Origin of the sequence: Collinsella sp. AF04-24 (genome assembly GCF_003465685.1) — a bacterium.
Classification (GTDB): Bacteria; Actinomycetota; Coriobacteriia; order Coriobacteriales; family Coriobacteriaceae; genus Collinsella; species Collinsella aerofaciens_AP.
On the sequence record NZ_QSBK01000002.1, the window covers coordinates 110992 to 132693 of the forward strand.

Consider the following 21702-nt stretch of genomic DNA (forward strand, 5'->3'; position numbering starts at 1 on the left):
ACGGCAAGTGTTGCGCTGCGGGTATAATGGACAGCATTCAAACGGTGGGCATCGAGGTGCCCGCAGGAGAGGAATGATCATGGGAAAGACTTTCAGCTTTGTCTCCGGTGCGCTCTTAGGTGCTGCCGCCGGCGCTATCATCGGCGTTGCTCTGGCCCCGCGCTCGGGTGCCGAGACCCGCGCCATGGCCGCCGATATCGCCAACGATGCCTGGGACAACATGCGTGACACCTACGAGCACAGTGCCGAGGAGGCTCGTGCCGCGGTCAACGACTTTGGTCCGATGGTCGACGCCAAGACCGATGACCTGCGCGCCAAGGTCGACCTGGCCCGCGAGCGCATGGACCAGCTTCGCGAGCAGCTCAACGATGCCATCTCGGGCGGCAACGTGACGCCCGCTGCCGACGTCGTGGTCGAGAACGTCGCTGAGGCCGACACCGAGGCCACGGAGCCCTCGACCGAGGCATAATGCGCGCAGGGGATTTTGTCGGCGTCAAGGTTTACCGCAAACCTGCCGAAGACAAGCGCACCAAAAAGGACGGCACGCCGCGCAGCCCTAAAAAGCTCGGCAAGATTCACTTTCCCGTCTTTACCCCGGGCGGCACGCGCGTGGTGGGCTTTATGGTCCGCCAGTCCGATATCGCGGGCATGATCGAGCGCCCCGACCGCTTTGTGGCGCTCGATGCCATCGGCGTCTATGAGGGCGCTGTCGCGGTCGACGACGTCAAGGGCACCTACGATGCCGCCGCGGCCAAGCGCCTCGATATCAACCTGGACGATTGCATCATCTGGGTTGGCATGGACGTGCGCACGGAATCGGGCGATGTCGTGGGCTACTGCTCGGACGTTGAGTTCAAGCCGCGCTCGGGTATTGTGCAGACGTTCTACGTGACCGCCGGTGCCGCTTCGAGCGTGCTGGTGGGCGACACGCAGGTGCCGCCGACGATGCTGCGCGGCTACGAGAACGGCGCGATGATTGTCTCGGACGAGGTCAAGACGCTCGGGTATTCGGGCGGCGCGGCCGCCAAGGCTGCCGAGGCCAGTGTCGTGGTGGGCGATAAGGTCAAGAAGGGCGCCAAGGTGCTCGATGACAAGGGATCGGTCGCCGTGGACAAAGGCAGTCGCGCACTGGGCAAGCAGCTCGGCAAGACGCGCGGTATGTTCAAGGCCTTTAAGGACGAATATCAAAAGGCGAGCGGGGGCTCGTCAAAAGCTAGCAAATAGCGACGTACCAAATGATGGGAGGCGAGCCGGAGACATGTTGCTCCGGCTCGCTGTGTTTATGGGGGAGGGCACATGCGCCAAAACGGATCTAACTTAAACGGGCGCTCGGGTGCGCGTCCGACGGCGCGCCGCGACCTGGGGCAACTGCCCAGCGGTCAGCGTCGACGTCGCCGTAAGCCCGGCGCGATGTACCTCAACCATAGCCGTGGGTTTAGCGACCGCAGCGCGCGCATCGGCAACGGGCGCTCGCCGCGTCGACCGTCCCGTCTGCCTTATGCGCTCATCGCCGTGGGTTGCGCGCTCGTGCTGTTTATCGCTGCCGTCGTGGGCTACGTCAACCGCAGCGTGGACGTGGAGCTCAACGGGCAAAAGACCGCGGTGCGCGTGGGCTCTACGTTGCAGAATCTTATCGACGATCAAAGCCTGACCGAAACGTACGACGCCGGCGATCTGCTGGCCGTCGACGACAGCGTGCTCAAGCGCCATGGCGGCGAAAAACTGTCGGTGAAGGTCGACGGCAAGCGCGTGAAGCAGGGCAAATGGGATAGCCGTGAACTTGAGGGCGGCGAGAAGGTGACGGTCAAGGACGGCCGCAACGCGTATGAAAAGCACGAGGTCCAGGCCACGACTATCGAGCCAAAGCTCAAGGTCGAGGGCACGGGTGCCATTGAGTATGTCAAAACCTGGGGCGTTCAGGGCCGCTCCGAGGTATGGGTCGGCGAGCAGTCGGGCAAGACGCAGGACCGCGGCGAGGTCGTGCCCGCCACCGACTGCGTAGTCGAGTGCGCAAGCGTGGCGCCCAAGGGCAACGAAAAGTACGTGGCCCTGACATTTGACGAGGGTCCGAGCGGCGCGACCAAGCAGATCCTGCAGGTGCTCAAGGAAAAGGGCGTCACGGCGACGTTCTTCCTTTCGGGCGATGCGGCCGAGGCCTCGCCTGCCACGGCCAAAGCGATTTTCGATGCCGGGTGCGAGATCGGCTCCAACAGCTACAGCGATGATTCGCTCAAGGGCGAGGATCGCGAGACGGTGCGCAAACAGATCGCGAAGGGCACCGAGGCGATTAAGTCGGCGACCGGCGTCGAGACGATGTTGCTGCGTGCCCCCTACGCCGCGTTTGACGAGCAAAACTGGATCGATTCGATGGATTTGGTGTCCGCGGTGGTTTCATGGAATATCGATTCGGGCGACTGGCTGCTCAACGGCGCTGACGAGCAGGTCTCGACGGTGCTGGATTCGGTGACGCCGGGCAATATCGTGCTGCTGACCGATAGCGATGAGTGCTCCGAGCAGACGCTCGAGGCGCTGCCGCAGATTATCGACGGGCTTATTGCCGATGGCTACAAAATCGTGACGTTGAGCGATCTGGTCAAGACGGACACGGCATTGAGCAAAAAGCTCACCTCGCTCACCAAGGTTTCCATGCCCAAAAACGCCGTGTTCCCCCAACTCCCCGAGGACGACGACACCACAGAGTAGTCATTGGGGACGTTCTTAAACGACTAGCAATTTGGGACAGTCTTGCGAAAACGCGACACTTGGGGACAGTCCTTTTCTGTCGCTCGCAAAGAGTGTCCCCGACGACTAGTCGTTTAAGAACGTCCCCAATGACTATGTCACGGATGCGTCAGCGTTTGGTATGCCTGCGATGTGCAGCGCATAAATTCGGTGCCGTAGCGCGATGCTGATGCTATAGTTACTGCGGTTAATGAGGGTCAAGAGAAAGGTTACAGGTGAAATCCAAACCTCGACCATACAGTCGATGACCCCATGCAGGTGCTTCTTGCGCATGTACGGGGTGTGAGCGCCGAGCGGCGTGCCGCCCGCGCATGCGTATACATATCTAAAAGTCCACGGACGGCGTGCCGGCATGGCCGCAGTCCGAAGGGATAATGATGGGGAGCACCAGTGAATTATCTGAGTGAGATGCTCAAATTGCCGGTCTTGGACGTCGACGGCGAAAAGCTCGGCGTGGTCAACGATTTTGGTATTGCTACCGGCGAAGTTTTTCCACACGTGACGTCGCTCGCGTTCCGTGGTCCCGGCAAGACGCCGTTTATGATCAGCTGGCGCAAATGGGTCGACCGTATTGACGAGACGGGTGTACACCTTAAGACGTCGGCCACCGAAATCCGTTTTTCGTACCTGCAACCGACCGAGCTGTTGCTGGCGCGCGATGTTCTCAATAAGCAGATCGTCGATACGCAAGGCATGAAGGTCGTGCGTGTCAACGACATCAAGTTCTCCATGTCGGGCGAAAATCAGCTGCGTCTGCTGGGTGCCGAGGTCGGCGCCCGCGGTCTGCTGCGTGCAATCAGTCCCGCGCTCGAGCACGTCGTCGAGGGCTTTATGAAGCACTTGGGCAAGCCGCTCAGTGAGGACATCATCGCTTGGTCCTACATGGACCTGCTCGACCGCTCGACCAAGAACATTCAACTCTCGGTGTCGCACAAGACGCTTGGCGAGCTGCATCCTGCCGACATCGCTGACATCATCGAGCAGCTCGACCCGCGCCTACGCGCGCAGGTGTTCGCGCAGCTCGATACGGCACAGGCCGCCGAGGCCATCTCGGAGTTCGATGACGACGAGCTCATGACCGAGATGCTCGAGGGCCTGTCCGATACCGACGCATCGTCGATGCTGGCCATGATGGACCCGGACGACGCTGCCGACCTGATCGACGAGCTCGATTATGAGAAGGCCGAGAAGCTCCTGCGCCTGATGGGCGTCAAGGAGGAGAAGGCGATTCGTAACCTGTTAGGGTATGAAGACAACACCGCCGGCCGCATCATGACCTCGGAGTTTGTCTCCCTGCCCGCCACGGCAACGGTCGGCGATGCCATCGAGGCGATTCGCAAACTCGACGAGGACTTTGAGAGCGTCTACTACGTCTATACCGAGGATCCGAGCGGCATGCTGACCGGCGTGCTTTCGCTGCGCACGCTGATCGTAGCCGACCGCGACGCCACGCTGGGTCAGCTGGCCTATCGCGACCTGGTCTATGTGTCGCCGGACGAGGACCAGGAAGACGTAACGGATGAGATGACCAAGTATGACCTGGTAGCTATCCCTGTCTGCGACGAGAACCGTCATATCCTGGGTATCGTGACCTTCGACGACGCCATGGACGTTATCGCCGAGGAGCATCAGGAGGACCTGCAGATCGCCGGTGTCGGCTCGGGCGATAGCGCGTCGGACGACTCGACGAACGTGCTCAGCTGGTTTGTGCATCGCCAGTACTGGGTCGTCGTGTGGGGCATTGCCTCGTGCATCATGGCGACGGTGCTGGGGACGGCGCTGGGCTCCGCGCATCTGGTGGTGTTCCCCATGTGCGCCATGCCGCTCGTGCTGCTGGCTGCCTCGCGCATGGTGTCGTTCGTCAAGAACTACTTCCTCGAGTACGACGGTCACGACGATGAGCCCAAGCCGTATCTGGGGTTCTTCTTCCAGAGCACGGGTATGGGCCTGATCCTTTCGCTTGTTACTTACCTGTGCGCGCAGCTGGTGCGCACCGCTGCGTTCCCCGATGCCCCTATGCTTGAGGAGCAGCTCTTTACCGGCTGCTTTAACATTGCTGCCGTCATCTGCCTGGTGGGCAACATGAGCGCCGTGATTTATCTGATGGTGCTGTTCTGGCGCGATGAGCACGACCTTAACACGTCGGGTACCGCCATGAACGTCATCGCCGTCATGATCTCGTGTGTGGCGTACTGCATCGCCGCGGTGCTGCTTACCATGTTAGTCATGGGTTAGGTGGTCGCGTGGAAAACACGAAACAAAAGGCGAGCGCCAAGCAAAAGCTGACCATCGCGGCCATCTTTGGCGCTATGGGCCCCGGTCTGCTGGCGGCGCTTTCGGGTAACGACGCCGGCGGTATCGCCACGTATTCCAGCGCGGGCGCCAGCTATGGCTATAAGATGCTCTGGATGCTTCCCGTCATGACCGTGCTGCTTATCGTGACGCAGGAGACCGCGGCGCGCTGCGGCTGCGTCACGGGCAAGGGCCTGGCATCGCTCATTCGCGAGCGCTTTGGCGTGCGCAAAAGCGTGCTGGCCATGGCGGCGCTGCTGATCGCCAACACGGCGGTGACCATCTCGGAGTTCGCGGGTATCGCGAGCGGCCTTGCTCTGTTTGGCGTGCCGGCGAGCATCTCGGTGCCGCTCGTGGCGCTGCTGGTGTGGATGCTTACCATGTCGGGCAGTTTCCAGCGCATCGAGAAGATTCTGCTGCTGGTAAGCTGCGTGTTCGTGACCTACATCGTCGCCGCGTTTATGGCCGGTCCCAACTGGGGCGAGGTTGCGGTCGACTTGGTCGTCCCCAATATTCAAAACGACCCCAGCTACGTGTCGCTCGTGGTCGCAACGATCGGTACCACCATCGCGCCGTGGATGATTTTCTTGGCTCAGAACAACGTGGTCGATAAGAATGCGGGCGAGGACGACATCGTGCTGCAGCGTATTGATACCGTGAGCGGCTCGATCGCTGCTGATATCATTGCGGGCTTCATTATCATCACGACCGGTACGGTGCTGTTCCCGGCGGGTATTCAGATTAGCGATGCCGCCGATGCCGCCCGCGCGCTGGAGCCCATCGCGGGCCAGTGGTCCACGGTGTTGTTTGCCTCGGGCCTGGTCGCAGCGAGCTTTTTGGCTGCCTGCGTGCTGCCGGGCGTTACATCGAGTGCCATCTGCGAGGCTTTTGGTTGGGAGCGAGGCGCCGATCGCAGCTGGGACGAGGCCCCGGTTTACCGCGGCATCATTACGGCCATCATCGGCATTTCTGCCGTGTTGGTGCTCATGCCTGGCGTCGATTTGTTCCAGATTATGATGACCTCGCAGGTCATCAACGGCGTGCTGCTGCCTGTAGTCTTGGTATTCCAGGTGGTTATCGCGGCGGATCGCCACATTATGGGCGCCAACCGCAACGGCCGCGTGTGGAACGTGCTCACTTGGGCGACTATCGGCGTGATTACGGTGCTGACGGTCGTCATGTTTGTGCTGCAAGCGATGGGCTACAGCGCTTAGCGTCTCTTTTGGACTCCAAACAGGCCGCTGCCATGGGTTGCGGCCTGTTTTTTGCCCGCGACCTCTTGGGGCCGACTCTAAAAGAGTGATTTTGGGTTGTTTGCTGCGGGTTACTTGTCGGTGCCCAGCTTGTGCGGCTTGAGAGCGAGCGCATTGACGAGTGCGTCGGTGGCAGATTTGACGGCTGCCGGCTGCGGATCGTTGACGTGATCCTCGGGGTGTACGGGCAGGTCCTTCTTGACTGCATCGTGGATCAAGTTGAGGTACTCAGTCACGCCAGTGGTCGACAGGTGCGTGCCATCGCCATCGAACAGGTCGTTGCGATTGGCACTGTATCCGTACCAGTCGATAACGCGCACGTTCTTGTAGCGCGTAGCGGCGTTGGCGATGGCCTGGTTGGTAGAGCCAACCCACGGCTGCGGGCTGCGCGTGTTCACAAACACCACAATACGCTTATCTCCTGCATCGGCCATGATGGCGTCGATCTGGTCGTCGGTTACCAAGCCGTTGGTGCCCAGGGCAAAGACCACGATCTTGCCGGCAAGGTTCTGCTGGATATAGCCCTCAAATGTCGCGCGGCCCGCATCAAACTGGCGGCCCTTTTCGGCATCGATATGGCTGTGCGGGAACACGCCGTCAAAGGTGTCCACGGCACGCAGCGACACGGAGTCGCCGATCATAAGCAGATCGTAGGAGCCATCGGGGAAGCCGTCGTTGTCCTTGTCGGTGTCGTCGGCCGCCTGCTGGTCGGTGGGCGCGGTGTTCTTGGCTTCCTTGTTCAGAACTTCGGCGCCCTCGCCGCTCAGCGCAGACGTCTCGGGCACAAAGATCAGGCCGCCCAGTGCAACGACCAACACGACAGCGCAGGCTGCGCAGGCAGGGACGTGCGCGCGTACCCAGTTGGCGGGCGTGGTGGTGCCGTCGCGGAACTCGGATACGGTGCGCCCAAAGGCGCCCTTTCTAAACGGCGTCTCGATAAAGCGATATGAGCATTCGGCCACGGTGACCACCAACAGCACCTGCAAAATGTACTGCCACCACGGTGTATCGTTGATGTTGGCGACCGGGTTCATAAGCAACAGCAGCGGATAGTGCCACAGGTAGATGCTGTATGAGCGCTTGCCAACCCACACGAGCGGCTCGGCGGACAGCGCGCGGGCAACCATTCCCTGGGGCTGCACGCAGGCCGCGATGACCATGAGCGTGAGGATGGAGCATAACAGCGTGCCGCCGCGATACTGGAACGCGGTGTAGCCGTTGGTGAGCGCGACCATGGCGGCAAGGCCAACCAGACCCACGACGCCCAATACATCGATGGATGCGGGCGAGGACCAAAAGCGCACGAGGGCGCTCGGCTGTGCCGGGGCGGTCTCGGCTGATTCGTCGGCCTTCTCGCCAGGCTTGCCCTCGGCGTTCTTGCCGTGCTTGGCGGCGCCAGCCAGGCGATTGAGCCCCAAACGATGAACGAGACGCACCGGCGCCAGGTCGCGATCGGGGATAAAGGCCATCCAGGCACCCAGCAGCAGCGAGAACACGCGGGTGTCGGTGCCGTAGTACACGCGGCTGGGATCGGCGGCGGGGTTATAGAGCACCATCATGGCGATGGCGGAGACAGCAGCCAGGCCCAGAACCATGCGGCGCGTGTTGGGCTTGCTCATGTGCATGGATACCATAGCGAGCAGCAGCGGGGGCCAAACCAGGTAGAACTGTTCCTCGATGGCGAGCGACCAAAAGTGCGTAAGCGGCGAGGGATCGCCCAGAGCATTGAAGTACGAGACGTTTTGGGCAATCTGCCACCAGTTGTTGAAGAACAGCAGCGACGGCAGAATGTCGGGGCGCATCTTGGTAAGCATCACGTGGTTAAAGATCGTGCACAGCGCGCAGGTCACGAACACTACCGTTACCACGGCGGGGACCAGGCGACGGATGCGGCGAATCCAGAAGCTCTTGAGGTCGATGCGGCCGGTCTTAGCGACTTCGTTGAGTAGCAGGCGTGTGATCAGATAGCCCGAAAGCACAAAGAAGATCGTGACGCCGAGCAGACCGCCCTGCGCCCACGTGAGGTTGAGGTGATAGAGCACCACCGCGACGACGGCAAGCGTGCGCAGGCCGTCAAGGGCAGGGATGTAGCGGGACTTGGGGCGAGCAGGCGTCTGCTCCGTGGCGGGAGTGTTGGCACGGCCCGCGCTGTTGGCGGAAGCGCGATGGGGGCTCGTGGTGCGTTGCGGCTCGTTGGCACGGCATTCGTTCTTCACGCGTTCGTGCGGTGCCGGCTCGTTGCCCGTGCGGCGTCGACCGCGCGAGCCCGATTGCGAGAATTGTTCCATAAAACATCATCCAATGACGAGAATAATCAGCACACATTCATTGTAGCTGCCTGCTCCTGTGAATGCTTGCTGCTGGCGCAAGCTCAAGCGCGTGTTCACATCAAAGTGAACTAAAGTTATAGAGGTGCGAGAGCACGCGATTGACGGCCGACAGCGGGTGCAGAGCCCACGGACGAGGAGGTTTCCATGGCGGATCACAGCATCGTTGCGGTGTTCGGCAGCATGAACATGGACCTTTCGGTGGCGTGCGAGCGCATGCCGCGCGCTGGCGAGACAGTCGGTGGCAGCGGTTTTATCACCAACGCCGGCGGTAAGGGCGCCAACCAGGCCGTCGCCGCCGCGCGCATGGGTGCGCACACGTGCATGATTGGCGCTGTTGGGCGCGACGCATTTGGCGATGTGCTCGTGGCGGGGCTTCAGGATGCCGGCGTGGGCGTTGAGTTTGTGACACGTCTCGATGGCGTGGAGACCGGTACCGCGACTATCATTCGCTGCGAGAGCGACAACCGCATCGTGCTGTCGACGGGCGCCAACCATGCACTTGCGGGCGAGGACGTTGCCCGCGCACTGAGGCGCCTGGTGCGCGACGAGCTCGACGGCGACGCCAGCGAGATTGCCCCGGCTGCCGGAAGCGTCTTTATCGTCCAGGGCGAATGTGATCTGATGGCAACGGCCGCGGCGCTCTTTTGCGCTCACGAGCTGGGATTCTATACGATCTTTAACCCGGCACCCGCCTGCGACCTGCCGGCAGGAGCGTGGCCTGCGGTCGACCTGGTCTGCCCCAACGAGACCGAGTGCCAGGTGCTGACGGGCATTCTGCCCACGGATGACGCGAGTTGCGCCGCCGCGCTCAATGCGCTGCTCGACAAGGGCGCCGGGGCTGCGGTCATCACGCTAGGCGGCGCCGGCTCAGTTGCACTTGGTGATGACGGTGAGCTGCTGCGCATGCCGGCGCTTTCGAGCGAGGTGGTCGACACCACGGCTGCGGGCGATACGTTTATTGGTGCGCTTGCGGCGGCTCGCCTGGAGGGCCTGCCACTCTTTGAGTGTATGGCCGCCGGCGCCCGTGCCTCGGCGGTGACGGTGTCACGTTTGGGCGCGCAGCAGTCGATTCCCACGCGCGCCGAAGTTGATCGCGTGTTTGATTTAGACGATTTGGTACAAGACGGAGAAGCGGAGTAGAACAATGGCAATCAAGAAGCTGATCCTTGATCTGGATATGGGTGTGGACGATGCGATGGCGCTTGCCTATGCCATCGCGAGCCCCGAGGTGGAACTCGTGGGCATTACCACATGTTTTGGCAACGTGCGCGTCGACCAGTCGGCGCATAACTGCCTGGCGGTGCTCGACCTGTTGGGCCGTCCCGAGGTGCCGGTGTACCTGGGTGCCGACCGTCCTCTGCAGGCGACTGAGCCTTATACGCCGCCGGCGTCCACCGCGCTCATTCACGGTAAGAACGGCATCGGCGGCGCGAGCGTGCCCGCGTCGCCCTACGAGCCGGTGGGGGCGACATCGGCTGATGGCAACGCTGCGGTCGATTATCTGATCGATGCCGCGCGCACCTATGGTCCCGATCTGGTTTACGTGGCGACCGGCCCGCTCTCCAACCTGGCGCTTGCCCTAGAGCGTGATGCGGCGGCGGTGATGTCTATCGGCCGCGTGGTGGTGATGGGCGGCGCCCTGACCGTGCCCGGTAACGTGAGCGCAGGTGCCGAGGCCAACATGGCAAGCGATCCCGAGGCGGCCGATGCCGTGCTGCGCTCGGGCCGTAAGCTCACCATGGTGGGTCTGGATGTGACGCATCGCGTGGTGCTTACGCGTCGCGACGTTGCCGGCTGGACGGGCTCGGGCGCCATGGCGGGCTGCGCATTTGCGAGCATGGTCGAGCACTACATTGGCTCGTACGAGATGAACGCACCCTACCTGGGTGGCTGCGCGCTGCACGATCCGCTTGCCGTCGCCGTGGCGATTGACCCCACACTCGTGGGTGCGCTCGGCTGCAATTTGCGTGTCGACCTGCTGGGCGAGTACCGCGGCCGCACCATCTGCGACGAGCACTGCCTGTCCGATCCGGACAAGAGCGCGCTTGTGGCGCTGACCGTCGACGCCCCGCGCTTCCTGACCGAGTTCAAGACGCGCATGGCCCGCGTCCTGGGATAAATGTTTTTCACGCCCCGTCCCAAATTAGCTACCGAGCAAATGCGCCCGTTGGGGGAATAGTCGCGTCGCTTCGCTTGACAACAGGCTAAACTAGCTATTAAACATTTACTATTCTGTTTAGATTTAATTTGCGGTCGTTTAGTTGCCGAGCCATCGAGTCGCGATGCTCCGCCACGGCCGTTGCTAGGGGGAACAATGGCCAAAGCAAGTGTTCGCGAGATCAGCCGCATCACCGGTTTTTCGCCCGCAACCGTGTCCAACGCGCTCAACCGCAAGCGCAGCGTGAGCGAGGAGACCGCCAAGGTCATCTTGGAGTGCGCGCAGTCGCTCGGCTATCAGCAGTCGACGCAGCTCGAGAGCATCCAGTTTGTGCTTGCGCGCAAGACGGGCGCCATCCTGGACGAGAGCACCTTCCATCCCGCGGTCATCGAGGGCGTGGAGCGCCAGGCGCGTCGCCACGGCATGAGCACGAGCTTTGTCTCGCTCGACTTTAGCGACCTGAACGCCGTGCGCCCGCAGGTCGAGGGCCTTATCGCCGACCCGGCTGCCGCCATCGTGCTGATGGGCACCGAGCTGGGCGAGGAAGACTACGCTCTGTTTGCCAACGCCGCCGCCCACCTGATCGTGCTCGACGGTTGGAGCGACCGCCAGTACTTTGATGCCGTAGTCATTGCCAACACCGACTCGGTGCTGCGTGCCGTGGATTACCTTATCGAGAAGGGTCACAAGCATATCGGCTATCTGGCAGGCGACCTTCGCATCCGCAACTTTAAGGATCGCGAGCGCGGCTATCGCCAAGCGCTTGAAGATGCAGACCTTGAGGCCAACCCGGCATGGCGCGTCACGCTGGGAACCACGCTCGAGGGCGCTTATCGCGACATGGGCGTGTGGCTCGACAGCATCTCGCGCGACGACCTGCCGACGGCTTTCTTTGCCGAGAACGACGTGCTTGCCGTGGGCGCCATGCGCGCGCTGAACGAACGCGGCGTACGCGTGCCCGAGGACGTCTCGATCATCGGCTTTGACGACCTGTCTCTGGGCGCCTTCTCCAACCCGCCGCTCACTACGGTGCGCGTTCCCAAGCACGAGGTGGGCGAGATCGCGGTGCGTCGTCTGGTGGGCAACATCCGCAATCCCAAGAGCTATACCTGCAAGACGGCCGTATCGACGTATTTTGTCGAGCGCCAGAGCGTGCGCGAAATCTAGGCGAGGGCAGCATCGCTCGCGGCGCGTCAAAGCGCGCGAGGGCAGTAAAAACAACGCTATTCAAAAAGGGGGTCCTTCGGGACCCTTTTTGTTCTCCTTGTATGTTCAGTTTGTTTACATACCGTTTAGGCTGATTTCACTACCGTCCACGGGTATTTCGCGCTAGACTTCTAAACAGAATAGTAAAACATTTAGTAAACAGAACAAAACGAAACAAGCGTCTGTTTACTGAACATGTGACTAGGGGAGGACGTACATGGATAAGATCAAGCTCGGCTTTGTGCCCACGCGCCGCAGCATTTTTAGCGCGCCGGACGCGATCAAGTATCGCGGCCTGACGGCTGATCGCCTGCGCGAGATCGGCGTCGACATTGTGGACATCGACGACATCAACGACGAGGGCCTGCTGTTTGACGACAGCCATATCGAGCCTATCGTCAAGAAGTTCCGCGCCGAGGGCGTCGACGGCATCATGCTGTGCCACGCCAACTTTGGCACCGAGTACGTTTGCGCCCGCCTTGCCCGTGAGCTCGGCCTGCCCGTGCTGCTGTGGGGCCCGCGCGACGAGCGCCCCGAGCCCGACGGCACCCGTCTGCGCGACAGCCAGTGTGGCCTGTTCGCGACCGGCAAGGTCCTGCGCCGCTTCCAGGTTCCCTTCACCTACATGACCAACTGCCGCCTGACCGACCCCGAGTTCGAGCGCGGCGTCTGGGACTTCCTGGCCGTGTGCAACGTGGTCAAGACCTTCAAGCACACCCGCATCCTGCAGATGGCCACCCGCCCGTTCGACTTCTGGTCCACTATGTGCAACGAGGGCGAGCTGCTCGAGAAGTTCAATATTCAGCTTTCGCCCATCCCCATGACCGAACTTGTTCAGGCCGTGCGCGACGCCCAGACCGACGAGCAGGCCATGGCCGCCATGCTTGCCCACATCAACGACAGCTTTGAGATCTGCATCCCCGAGGACAAGGTCCCCGCGGTCGCCGGTCTTGCCATCGCCATGAAGCGCTTGGTCGAGAAGTATGGCTGCAACGCCGGTGCCATTCAGTGCTGGAACGCTCTGCAGGACGAGCTGGGCATTATGCCCTGCGCCGCCAACGCCATCCTCAACGAGATGGGCATTCCTATCGTATGCGAGACCGATATCCACGGCGCCATCACCGCGCTGATGGTCGAGGCCGCCGACCTGGGCCGTCACCGCGGCATGTTCGCCGACTGGACCGTGCGCCATCCCGACAATGAGAACGGTGAGTTGCTGCAGCACTGCGGCCCCTGGCCCTGCAGCTGCGCGGCCGTCAAGCCCAAGCTCACCTACCCGCTGGCTTTCGATCATCCCGGCGCGCTGACGGCCGAGGCCAAGCACGGCGACCTCACCCTTGCCCGCTTTGACGGCGACAACGGCGAGTACTCGCTGCTGCTGGGCAACGCCCGCGGTATCGACGGCCCAGCTGGCATGGGCACCTACTTGTGGGTCGAGGTCGAGAACCTCAAGCGCCTCGAGGCCAAGATCGTCGAGGGTCCCTACATCCACCACTGCGTCGCTATTCACGCCAACGTGGTGCCGGTGCTCTACGAGGCGTGCAAGTATCTCGGCATTGCCCCCGACCTGTACGACCCCATCGAAGAAGACGTTAAAGCCTACCTGCGAGGAGAGTAGAAATGGCAACTATCGAAGAGCTTGAGTCCCTGCGCTGGGACCTTCGCCGCGATTGCGTCGATATCATCATGGCTGGCGCCGGCGGCCACATCGGCGGCGACATGTCGGTGATTGACGCCCTCATGACCCTCTATGCCAACCACCTCAACATTTCGCCCGAGACCGTCGACGACCCCAACCGCGACCGCTTTGTGCTCTCTAAGGGCCACGCCATGGAGGCCTACTACGCGGTGCTGTGCCACGAGGGCTATCTGGACCTCGACGACGTCAAGGCCCGCTTCTCCAAGTTTGGCAGCCCCTACATCGGTCACCCCAACAACAAGCTCAAGGGCATCGAGATGAACTCCGGCTCGTTGGGTCACGGTCTGCCCGTGGCCGTGGGCATGGCGCTTGCCGGCAAGATGGACGGCCGCGACTACCGCGTCTACACCATCATGGGCGACGGCGAGCTTGCCGAGGGCTCGGTCTGGGAAGGCGCCATGAGCGGCGGCAACTACCAGCTCGATAACCTGTGCGCGCTCGTGGACCGCAACCGCCTGCAGATCAGTGGCAGCACCGAGGACGTCATGAAGCAGGATTCGCAGGAGGAGCGCTGGGCCGCCTTCGGCTGGAACGTGCTCTCCATTCCGGGCAACGACGTCCGGGCCATCGACGCCGCGCTGACGCTTGCGGCCGAGACCTGCGGCAAGCCCACGGTCATCATCCTCAACACGGTGAAGGGCTACGGCTCGCCGGTTATGGAGGACAAGGCCGCCTGGCATCATCACTTGCCCAACGACGAGGAATATGCCCAGATCATCGCCGATTTCGCTGCCCACAAGGAGGCTATCAATGGCTAACAAGATCGCCAACCGCAAGGTTATCTGCGACACGCTGCTCGAGGCCGCCGAGACCGATAAGGACATCGTCGTCCTGTGCTCCGACTCCCGCGGCTCCGCATCGCTCACGCCGTTCTTCGATCAGTATCCCCAGCAGTCCATTGAGGTCGGCATCGCCGAGCAGGACCTGGTGAGCATCGCCGCCGGCATGGCTTCGTGCGGCAAGAAGGCCTGGGCCGCCTCGCCGGCGTCCTTTGTGACCACACGCTCGTATGAGCAGTGCAAGGTCGACGTCTCGTACTCCAACACCAACGTCAAGCTCATCGGTATCTCGGGCGGCGTGTCCTACGGCGCCTTAGGCATGAGCCATCACTCCGCGCAGGATATCGCTGCCATGAGCGCGATTCCCAACATGCGCGTGTATCTGCCGAGCGATCGTTTCCAGACTGCCGAGCTCGTGCGCGCCCTGGTTGCCGACAACAAGCCGGCCTATATCCGCGTGGGCCGCAACCCGGTCGAGGACGTGTATACCGAGGACGAGTGCCCGTTCCAGATGGACCGCGCCACCTGGGTGCGTCGTGGCACCGATGTGACGATTGTCGCCACCGGCGAGATGGTCCGCCATGCCGTGGACGCCGCCGACCTGCTGGCCGAGCAGGGTATCTCCGCTACCGTGCTTGACATGTACTGCGTCAAGCCGCTCGACGCCGAGGCCGTGATTGAGGCCGCCGGTGCCACGCGCGCCGTCGTGACCGTCGAGGAGCACAGCCCCTTTGGCGGCCTGGGCTCCATGGTCGCGCAGGTCGTGGGCGAGCATTGCCCGCGTCCGGTTAAGTGCCTGAGCCTGCCCGACGCGCCGGTCATCACCGGCACGAGTCCCGAGGTCTTTGCGCACTATGGCCTGACGGGCGAGGGAATCGCCAAGACGGTCGCCGAGTTCCTGCCCGCAGAGTAATTGGTGCATCGGGGACAGGTCACTTTGCATCAACTTGGTGCAAAGGGGGCAGGTTTGCACCAATCCTTTTAGGTTGAATTCTGAGCAGGCCGGCTGCGCTCTCATGAGCCGGTCGGCCACTCGCTCCTTGTCCGTCGGATTTTAGTTTTTGAATCGACGGGGGAGACAGGAGAGTACATGAGCAAATACATCATCGGAATCGATCAGTCCACGCAGGGCACGAAGGCGCTGCTGGTGGACGAGGGCGGCCACCTGATTCACCGTGCCGACCGCTCGCATCGCCAGATTGTCAACGAGGCCGGCTGGGTGAGCCATGATCCGACCGAGATTGCCGCCAACGTGCTGGCCGTGGCGCGTGCCGTGGTGGAGGAGACCGGGGTCGATCCGGCAGATATCGCCGGCATTGGCATCTCCAACCAGCGCGAGACCACCGTTGCCTGGAACCGCACGACGGGCGAGCCGCTGTGCGACGCCGTGGTGTGGCAGTGCGCCCGCGCCCGCGAGCTGTGCGACGAGCTTGCTGCGCGCGAAGGCGTGGCCGAGCTGGTGCGTGACACGACGGGTCTGGTGCTTTCGCCCTACTATCCGGCGGGCAAGATGGCTTGGATCCTCGCGAACGTTCCGGCGGCTGCCAAGGCCGCGGCGGCGGGCGAGCTGTGCCTGGGCACCATCGATGCCTGGGTGGTCTGGACGCTCACGGGCGGTGCGGAGTTTCGCTGCGACTGGTCCAATGCCAGCCGCACGCAGCTCTTCGACCTGCGCCGTGGCTGTTGGAGCGAGCCGGTGTGCGAGGCTTTTGGCATCGACCCGGCCTGCCTGCCGCAGGTGACCGATTCCGACGGTCTCTTTGGCACGACGGACCTGGGCGGCTTTTTGCCGGCACCCGTGCCCATTCACGGCGTGCTCGGCGACAGCCACGCGGCCTTGTTTGCCCAGGGCTGCCATAGCCGCGGCATGGCCAAAGCGACCTATGGCACCGGCAGCTCGGTCATGATGAACGTCGGCAACGAGTTTGTCGCCAGCTCGCACGGGCTTTCGAGCTCGCTTGCGTGGCGTATGAACGGCGTGACCGAGTATGTGCTCGAGGGCAACGTGAGCTACGCCGGCGCCGTCAAGACCTGGCTGCGCGACGATTTGGAGCTCATCAACAACCCCGAGGAGGTCACCGACCTGTGCTACGCCGCCAATCCGGCGAGCCGCGTCTACTTTGTGCCGGCGTTTACCGGCCTGGGTGCGCCGCACTGGGCAAGTGATGCCGAGGGCTGCGTCTTTGGCATGACGCGCACCACGGGTCGCGCGGAGTTCGTAAAGGCCGCCGATGAGTCGATCGCCTATCAGATCTTCGACGTTATTGATGCGATGGTCGAGGATTCGGGCGCGGCGCTTGCCGAGCTTCGTGTTGACGGCGGCCCCACGCGTGACGCGTACCTGATGCAGTTTGAAAGTGACTTGGTCGGCTCGCCCATCCGCATTGCGAGCAATGACGAGATGAGCGGTCTGGGCGCAGCTTGGGCCTGCGGCATTGCGCTGGGCATGTACGCGCGCGATGTCGTCGACGTCTATGGCGCCCGCGGCATCGTGGAGCCCACCATGCCCGCAGGTGAGCGAGCCAAAAAGATCGCCGGCTGGCGGCATGCCGTCGAAGCGACGATCTCATATACGGCCTAAGCGCCTGCGCAGTGCCCCGTCCCAAAGTAGTCAATTTGGGACGGGGCTTTTTTGACTGCTATCATTGGTTGCGATTGCTATGACCAGCTAAAAGAGCCCCGTCCCAAATTGACTACCGAGAGGATCTGCCATGGAGCGCATCGCGAGTTTTTCCGTTGACCATCTGCTGCTTGAGCCCGGCGTGTATGTAAGCCGCATCGACCGCGATCCGGCGACCGGCGCCGCCGTCACCACCTTTGATCTGCGCCTGACCACGCCCAACAAGGAGCCGGTCATGAACACGGCCGAATGCCACACCATCGAGCATCTGGGTGCCACGTTCCTCCGCAATCATGCCGAGTGGTCGAGCCGCATTGTCTACTTTGGGCCCATGGGCTGCCGCACGGGCTTTTACCTCGTCGTTTTTGGTGAGCTGACGAGCGAGGAAATCTTGCCGCTCGTGCGTGAACTGTTCGAGTTCGTCGCTGGCTTTGAGGGCGATATCCCCGGCGCTGCTCCCGAGGAGTGCGGCAACTATCTGGACCAGAACCTCCCCATGGCCAACTGGCTTGCGCGCCGTTATCTCGACCGCGACCTGGCCGATATCGACGAGAAGCACCTGCACTATCAACAGGCGTAAGGGCTTTATCGCCCAAAACGCGTGCATTGGGCGTCTTCGCTTATGCGGGGGCGCCTTTTTGTTGAGTGGTCGGGACGAGCGTTCAAAATCGCTCATGTTTGTTCTAGAATGTTCGTATAGTCACATTTACGAACAGGAGCGAACATGCATATCTACTCTGTTAACGATCCCGAGTTCAAATCCTATGGCAACGTTTGGGATGACGTCCCGTCCGAGCTCACGTCGCCCGTGCTCGAGGCGCTCTCTGCCACGCCCATTCCTGAGGGCAGCAAGTACGTAGCGAGTGCGCCGGAGCTTGAGGGCGTCAAGGATGCCGATAAACTGGGCTTTCTCATGTTTGGCGGTCGTCCCTTCCAGCTGGGCTGGTGCAACGGCCACAACACGAAACTCAACTGCCTGGAGTATCACCGCGCCAGCGAGTTTAACCTGGGCGCCCGCGATTTTATTCTGCTCGTGGCGCATCGCTGGGAGATCGAGGACGGCAAGCTCGACACCGCATGCGTCAAGGCGTTCCGCGTGCCGGCGGGTACGGTCGTCGAGGTTTTCAACACCACGCTCCACTACACGCCGTGCATGGTCGACGACGGCGGCTTCCAGGTGATGGTGGCGCTGCCCGCTGGCACCAACGGCCCGCGCCCCGAGGCTGCGGCCGACATGCCCGCGGCCGGTGACAGCTACTGCTACTGGAAGGCCGACAAGTGGGTCCTCTGCCACGCCGACAGCCCCAAGGCAGCCGAGGGCGGCTACGTAGGCCTCATCGGCAAGAACCTCGACATCACCTGCGACTAGGGGGCTTCTTGTTTGTCTCGATCTGTAACATCTGACGGGCCAAATCGTCTCTACCTGTTACAGATTTAGACAAACTGCAGGGGACAGACTGAACAATCTCGATCTGTAACACCAAACCCGATTTTGACGGCCTAGCTGTTACAGATCGAGACAAACGGGCCCAAACCACCACAAAGGTGCCTGTCCCCATTGTGGCGGTTGGCTAGAGCTGGCTGCGCAGGTAGTCAGCCATATATGGTACGGCGAAGCGCACGTAACCGCGGCGTGCCTGTTCGATAACGCCGGCGTCGATGAGGCGCCGGCGATACTTTTGCGCATAGTCGGGTGTGACCGACATGCGTTTCGCTACATCGGAAATGCGCGAAACGGCGTCTTCGTCATCAGTCATTGCGTCGAGAAACGCGACGTCTTGGTCCGATAGCGCGGCGAGCGTCGTTTCACAAACATCATTTTCGAAATCGACTTTGGACGCTTCGATGGCCCCGTCGATTTGCGCTTGTGCTACGCGCTCTCCGACCTTGCAGCGATTGGCGATGTTGTAGCCGATGAGCTGCAGCATGTAGGGGGAGCCTTGAGTTGCGCGAGCGGCGTGGAGGCGAAGGTCGCTTGGAATATCAAGGCCGAGCTCCTCAAAAGCCCGCTGATAATAGGCGTCGACATCTCCGACTGAAAGCGGTTCGAGCGTGACTTTGCGTGCACGGTTGAGAAATGTCAGTACGCGGTCGTTGAGTGTCGCGGAGACTGCTCCCGGGAGGCCCGCCATGACGAGCGCGACGTTGAGTCGTTCGCCGACCAGCTCTTGATAGGCGGTGACGAGCTGCCTAATCTCGGATGAATTTGCCTGGAGCTCATCGATGAGGATGAGGATGCCATGGCCCTGCTCGGTCAGTTTGCGCGCAAGCTGCGTGAGTTTAAACTGAAAACTCTTGGTCTCCTGCACATCTCGTGTGAACTCGAGGCCTGCCGAGAACCCAAAAACACTTAGACTGCCGCTCGTGAGTTTGGGGAGGCGGCGTTTATTTACGTAAGGCTCGCCTGCTTCCTGGATCTTCTCAACAATGCGCTCGAGCATATCCTCGGAGGCTACGGTGGGCGTGGCGACAACAAAGCCGAGCTTGCGTGCGCGGTCGGCAAGTTCCCACAGAAGAACCGTCTTGCCGCTGCCTCGCTGTCCAAGCATGAGCATGGCTCGGTCGCGATTGCCCGGCTCCTGCTCAAGACCAGAGATGAATGTCGAAATCACGTTCCCGCGCCCCACCAGATAGGACGGGCGATTTCCAAATGAGGGGGAGAAGATGGTTTCAGTCATGAGTCTCCTTTCCTTTTTTTCCTATTTTTTCCTTTTTTTCCTATTCAGTCAAATAGCCCGCAGGCCGAGGACGGTTGCATAGGCCTCATCGGCAAGAACCTCGACATCACCGTGGACTAGTCTCATTAACTTGCGGTGGAATAGTTCCTGTTTAGGCGCCGCGGACCGGAAAACAGGAACTATTTCACCGCAACCGCCCCACACCACCACAAAGGTGCCTGTCCCCTTTGTGGTGGTGTGGGCGGGCGGGTATCAAGAAGTGTCAGACGGGGGCGGCTGCCGGGCCGCCGTGTGCGAAAAGAAGTGTCGGCCTACGTCGCTGTCGTTGAGCGAGGCCCTATTTGCGGGGATACTGAAGCCACGACAAACAACGTGTGAAAGGATCGATGCATGGCTTTCCGTAATGACTTCCTGTGGGGCGGTGCGACGGCTGCCAACCAGTGCGAGGGCGCCTACAACGTTGACGGTCGCGGCCTGGCCAACGTGGATGTGGCGCCGCACGGCCCGGAGCGTTACGCGGTGGTCTCCGGCCAGCGCAAGATGCTCGACTTCGAGGACGGCTATTACTATCCCGCACAGACCGGCATCGATTTCTACCATCACTACAAGGAGGACATCGCCCTCTTTGCCGAGATGGGCTTTAAGACCTTCCGCATGAGCCTGGCCTGGACCCGCATCTTCCCCAACGGTGACGAGGCCGAGCCCAACGAGGCCGGCCTGGCCTTCTACGAGGACGTGTTCCGCGAGTGCCAGGCGCACGGCATCGAGCCGCTCGTGACCATCACACACTTCGACTGCCCCGTTCACCTCATCAAGGAGTACGGCGGCTGGCGCAACCGCAAGCTCATCGACTTCTACAAGAACCTCGCGACCACGATCTTCACCCGCTACAAGGGCCTGGTGAAGTACTGGCTCACCTTCAACGAGATCAACATGATCTTGCACCTTCCGTTTATGGGTGCCGGCCTGGTCTTTGAGGAGGGCGAGAACAAGGAAGCCGTCGAGTACCTGGCCGCCCACAACGAGCTCGTCGCCAGCGCTTGGGCAACCAAGATCGCCCACGAGATCGACCCCGAGGTCAAGATCGGCTGCATGCTCGCCGCGGGCACCTACTATCCCTACAGCTGCCGTCCGGGCGACGTGCGTCAGGCGCAGCTCGACAACCAGAACAACTACTTCTTTGTCGACGTCCAGAGCCGCGGCTACTACCCGGCCTATGCGCTCAAGAAGCTCGAGCGCTTGGGCATCGATGTCGGGATGACCGATGAGGATCGCGAGATCCTGGCCGCCAACACCGTCGACTTCATCAGCTTTAGCTACTACAGCACCCGCTGCTCTGCCGGTGCCGACAACCCCGATATCGAGCGCACCCAGGGCAACGCTTTCGCTGGCGCCAAGAACCCCTATCTGCAGGAGAGCCAGTGGGGCTGGGCTATCGATCCGCTGGGCTTCCGCATCACGCTCAACGACCTGTACGACCGCTATCAGAAGCCGCTGTTTGTGGTTGAGAACGGTCTGGGCGCCAAGGATGTTGTCGAGGAGGATGGCTCCATCAACGACGACTACCGTATCGACTACCTGCGCCAGCATATCGCCGCCATGCGCGATGCCGTGACCGAGGACGGCGTGGACCTTTTGGGCTACACCACCTGGGGCCCGATCGACCTCGTCTCTGCCGGCACCGGCGAGATGTCCAAGCGCTACGGCTTTATCTACGTCGACCGCGACGACGCGGGCAACGGCACCCTCAAGCGCTCCAAGAAGAAGAGCTTTGATTGGTACAAGCACGTTATCGAGACGAACGGCGAAGATCTGGCTTAGGGTTTCCCAACAACCATAGCTTCCTAACCGAGGCGCCTGGCGAGCAGCTTATGCCCGCCGGGCGCTTTGTTAAAGGCTCTGTTAGACCACATTTGACACGATCGGCTGTTCGTCGAACCGGAAA

General features: G+C 61.7%; 17 protein-coding genes. 15 read left to right on the top strand and 2 right to left on the bottom strand.

Annotated elements, in window-relative coordinates; all coding sequences use genetic code 11:
• Nucleotides 1-79: 79 nt before the first annotated feature.
• The 5 genes from DWV32_RS01480 (at nt 80) to DWV32_RS01500 (ending at nt 6248) form a co-directional block, all read left to right on the top strand.
• The gene (locus DWV32_RS01480; RefSeq protein WP_117640510.1) at nt 80-469 is read left to right on the top strand and encodes a YtxH domain-containing protein; all 390 of its coding nucleotides are present in this window, start codon (nt 80-82) and stop codon (nt 467-469) included.
• Nucleotides 469-1224, top strand: coding sequence for a PRC-barrel domain containing protein (locus DWV32_RS01485; protein ID WP_117756976.1), 756 nt, complete (start codon nt 469-471; stop codon nt 1222-1224). The genes DWV32_RS01480 and DWV32_RS01485 overlap by 1 nt, the downstream gene beginning before the upstream one ends.
• Before the next feature lie 72 nt (nt 1225-1296).
• Nucleotides 1297-2703 (top strand): polysaccharide deacetylase family protein, encoded by a 1407-nt coding sequence (locus tag DWV32_RS01490; protein ID WP_233540373.1) that lies wholly within the window; start codon nt 1297-1299, stop codon nt 2701-2703.
• Nucleotides 2704-3132: 429 nt separating this feature from the next.
• A complete protein-coding gene (locus DWV32_RS01495; protein ID WP_117756977.1) occupies nt 3133-4977 on the top strand; it encodes a magnesium transporter in 1845 nt (614 codons plus the stop codon).
• A 74-nt stretch (nt 4978-5051) separates the two neighbouring features.
• Nucleotides 5052-6248 carry an Nramp family divalent metal transporter gene (locus DWV32_RS01500; RefSeq protein ID WP_055252163.1) on the top strand — a complete coding sequence of 399 codons (1197 nt, stop codon included), beginning with the start codon at nt 5052-5054 and terminating at the stop codon, nt 6246-6248.
• A 110-nt stretch (nt 6249-6358) separates the two neighbouring features.
• On the opposite strand, the gene DWV32_RS01505 is transcribed toward DWV32_RS01500, so the two are convergent.
• Nucleotides 6359-8575 carry an acyltransferase family protein gene (locus tag DWV32_RS01505; protein WP_117756978.1) on the bottom strand — a complete coding sequence of 739 codons (2217 nt, stop codon included), beginning with the start codon at nt 8573-8575 and terminating at the stop codon, nt 6359-6361.
• Between the two features lie 186 nt (nt 8576-8761).
• On the opposite strand from DWV32_RS01505, the gene DWV32_RS01510 reads away from it, so the two are divergent.
• The 9 genes from DWV32_RS01510 to DWV32_RS01550 all read left to right on the top strand — a co-directional run bounded on the left by DWV32_RS01510 (nt 8762) and on the right by DWV32_RS01550 (nt 18448).
• Nucleotides 8762-9757, top strand: coding sequence for a ribokinase (locus tag DWV32_RS01510; RefSeq protein WP_117756979.1), 996 nt, complete (start codon nt 8762-8764; stop codon nt 9755-9757).
• Nucleotides 9758-9761: 4 nt separating this feature from the next.
• Nucleotides 9762-10736, top strand: a complete 975-nt coding sequence (locus DWV32_RS01515) for a nucleoside hydrolase (protein WP_117756980.1) — start codon at nt 9762-9764, stop codon at nt 10734-10736.
• Between the two features lie 195 nt (nt 10737-10931).
• On the top strand, nt 10932-11942 hold the full coding sequence (locus tag DWV32_RS01520) for a LacI family DNA-binding transcriptional regulator (protein ID WP_117756981.1): 1011 nt from the start codon (nt 10932-10934) through the stop codon (nt 11940-11942).
• A 256-nt stretch (nt 11943-12198) separates the two neighbouring features.
• Nucleotides 12199-13599 (top strand): L-fucose/L-arabinose isomerase family protein, encoded by a 1401-nt coding sequence (locus tag DWV32_RS01525; protein ID WP_117756982.1) that lies wholly within the window; start codon nt 12199-12201, stop codon nt 13597-13599.
• Between the two features lie 2 nt (nt 13600-13601).
• A complete protein-coding gene (locus tag DWV32_RS01530; RefSeq protein WP_199576976.1) occupies nt 13602-14438 on the top strand; it encodes a transketolase in 837 nt (278 codons plus the stop codon).
• Nucleotides 14431-15372 carry a transketolase family protein gene (locus DWV32_RS01535; protein ID WP_117640518.1) on the top strand — a complete coding sequence of 314 codons (942 nt, stop codon included), beginning with the start codon at nt 14431-14433 and terminating at the stop codon, nt 15370-15372. The genes DWV32_RS01530 and DWV32_RS01535 overlap by 8 nt, the downstream gene beginning before the upstream one ends.
• A 177-nt stretch (nt 15373-15549) precedes the next feature.
• Nucleotides 15550-17040: a glycerol kinase GlpK gene (locus DWV32_RS01540; protein ID WP_117756983.1), complete on the top strand. Its 1491-nt coding sequence runs from the start codon at nt 15550-15552 to the stop codon at nt 17038-17040.
• Between the two features lie 130 nt (nt 17041-17170).
• The gene (locus DWV32_RS01545; protein ID WP_117640520.1) at nt 17171-17659 is read left to right on the top strand and encodes an S-ribosylhomocysteine lyase; all 489 of its coding nucleotides are present in this window, start codon (nt 17171-17173) and stop codon (nt 17657-17659) included.
• 144 nt (nt 17660-17803) lie between these two features.
• On the top strand, nt 17804-18448 hold the full coding sequence (locus DWV32_RS01550) for a DUF4867 family protein (RefSeq protein WP_117756984.1): 645 nt from the start codon (nt 17804-17806) through the stop codon (nt 18446-18448).
• Nucleotides 18449-18650: 202 nt separating this feature from the next.
• Here the strand turns inward: DWV32_RS01550 and DWV32_RS01555 are convergent, their stop codons facing one another.
• A complete protein-coding gene (locus DWV32_RS01555; RefSeq protein ID WP_117756985.1) occupies nt 18651-19757 on the bottom strand; it encodes an ATP-binding protein in 1107 nt (368 codons plus the stop codon).
• 390 nt (nt 19758-20147) lie between these two features.
• On the opposite strand from DWV32_RS01555, the gene DWV32_RS01560 reads away from it, so the two are divergent.
• Complete coding sequence (locus DWV32_RS01560) at nt 20148-21578, top strand: 6-phospho-beta-glucosidase (protein ID WP_117756986.1); 1431 nt, start codon at nt 20148-20150, stop codon at nt 21576-21578.
• Nucleotides 21579-21702: the final 124 nt, after the last annotated feature.

What these genes read in the sequence shown, in the direction of transcription:
- DWV32_RS01480 (WP_117640510.1), top strand. Translation starts at nt 80, where the DNA reads ATGGGAAAGACTTTCAGCTTTGTCTCCGGTGCGCTCTTAGGTGCTGCC.
- DWV32_RS01510 (WP_117756979.1), top strand. Translation starts at nt 8,762, where the DNA reads ATGGCGGATCACAGCATCGTTGCGGTGTTCGGCAGCATGAACATGGAC.
- DWV32_RS01500 (WP_055252163.1), top strand. Translation starts at nt 5,052, where the DNA reads ATGGGCCCCGGTCTGCTGGCGGCGCTTTCGGGTAACGACGCCGGCGGT.
- DWV32_RS01490 (WP_233540373.1), top strand. Translation starts at nt 1,297, where the DNA reads ATGCGCCAAAACGGATCTAACTTAAACGGGCGCTCGGGTGCGCGTCCG.
- DWV32_RS01485 (WP_117756976.1), top strand. Translation starts at nt 469, where the DNA reads ATGCGCGCAGGGGATTTTGTCGGCGTCAAGGTTTACCGCAAACCTGCC.
- DWV32_RS01525 (WP_117756982.1), top strand. Translation starts at nt 12,199, where the DNA reads ATGGATAAGATCAAGCTCGGCTTTGTGCCCACGCGCCGCAGCATTTTT.
- DWV32_RS01535 (WP_117640518.1), top strand. Translation starts at nt 14,431, where the DNA reads ATGGCTAACAAGATCGCCAACCGCAAGGTTATCTGCGACACGCTGCTC.
- DWV32_RS01560 (WP_117756986.1), top strand. Translation starts at nt 20,148, where the DNA reads ATGGCTTTCCGTAATGACTTCCTGTGGGGCGGTGCGACGGCTGCCAAC.
- DWV32_RS01545 (WP_117640520.1), top strand. Translation starts at nt 17,171, where the DNA reads ATGGAGCGCATCGCGAGTTTTTCCGTTGACCATCTGCTGCTTGAGCCC.
- DWV32_RS01520 (WP_117756981.1), top strand. Translation starts at nt 10,932, where the DNA reads ATGGCCAAAGCAAGTGTTCGCGAGATCAGCCGCATCACCGGTTTTTCG.
- DWV32_RS01515 (WP_117756980.1), top strand. Translation starts at nt 9,762, where the DNA reads ATGGCAATCAAGAAGCTGATCCTTGATCTGGATATGGGTGTGGACGAT.
- DWV32_RS01550 (WP_117756984.1), top strand. Translation starts at nt 17,804, where the DNA reads ATGCATATCTACTCTGTTAACGATCCCGAGTTCAAATCCTATGGCAAC.
- DWV32_RS01555 (WP_117756985.1), bottom strand. Translation starts at nt 19,757, where the DNA reads ATGACTGAAACCATCTTCTCCCCCTCATTTGGAAATCGCCCGTCCTAT.
- DWV32_RS01540 (WP_117756983.1), top strand. Translation starts at nt 15,550, where the DNA reads ATGAGCAAATACATCATCGGAATCGATCAGTCCACGCAGGGCACGAAG.
- DWV32_RS01530 (WP_199576976.1), top strand. Translation starts at nt 13,602, where the DNA reads ATGGCAACTATCGAAGAGCTTGAGTCCCTGCGCTGGGACCTTCGCCGC.
- DWV32_RS01505 (WP_117756978.1), bottom strand. Translation starts at nt 8,575, where the DNA reads ATGGAACAATTCTCGCAATCGGGCTCGCGCGGTCGACGCCGCACGGGC.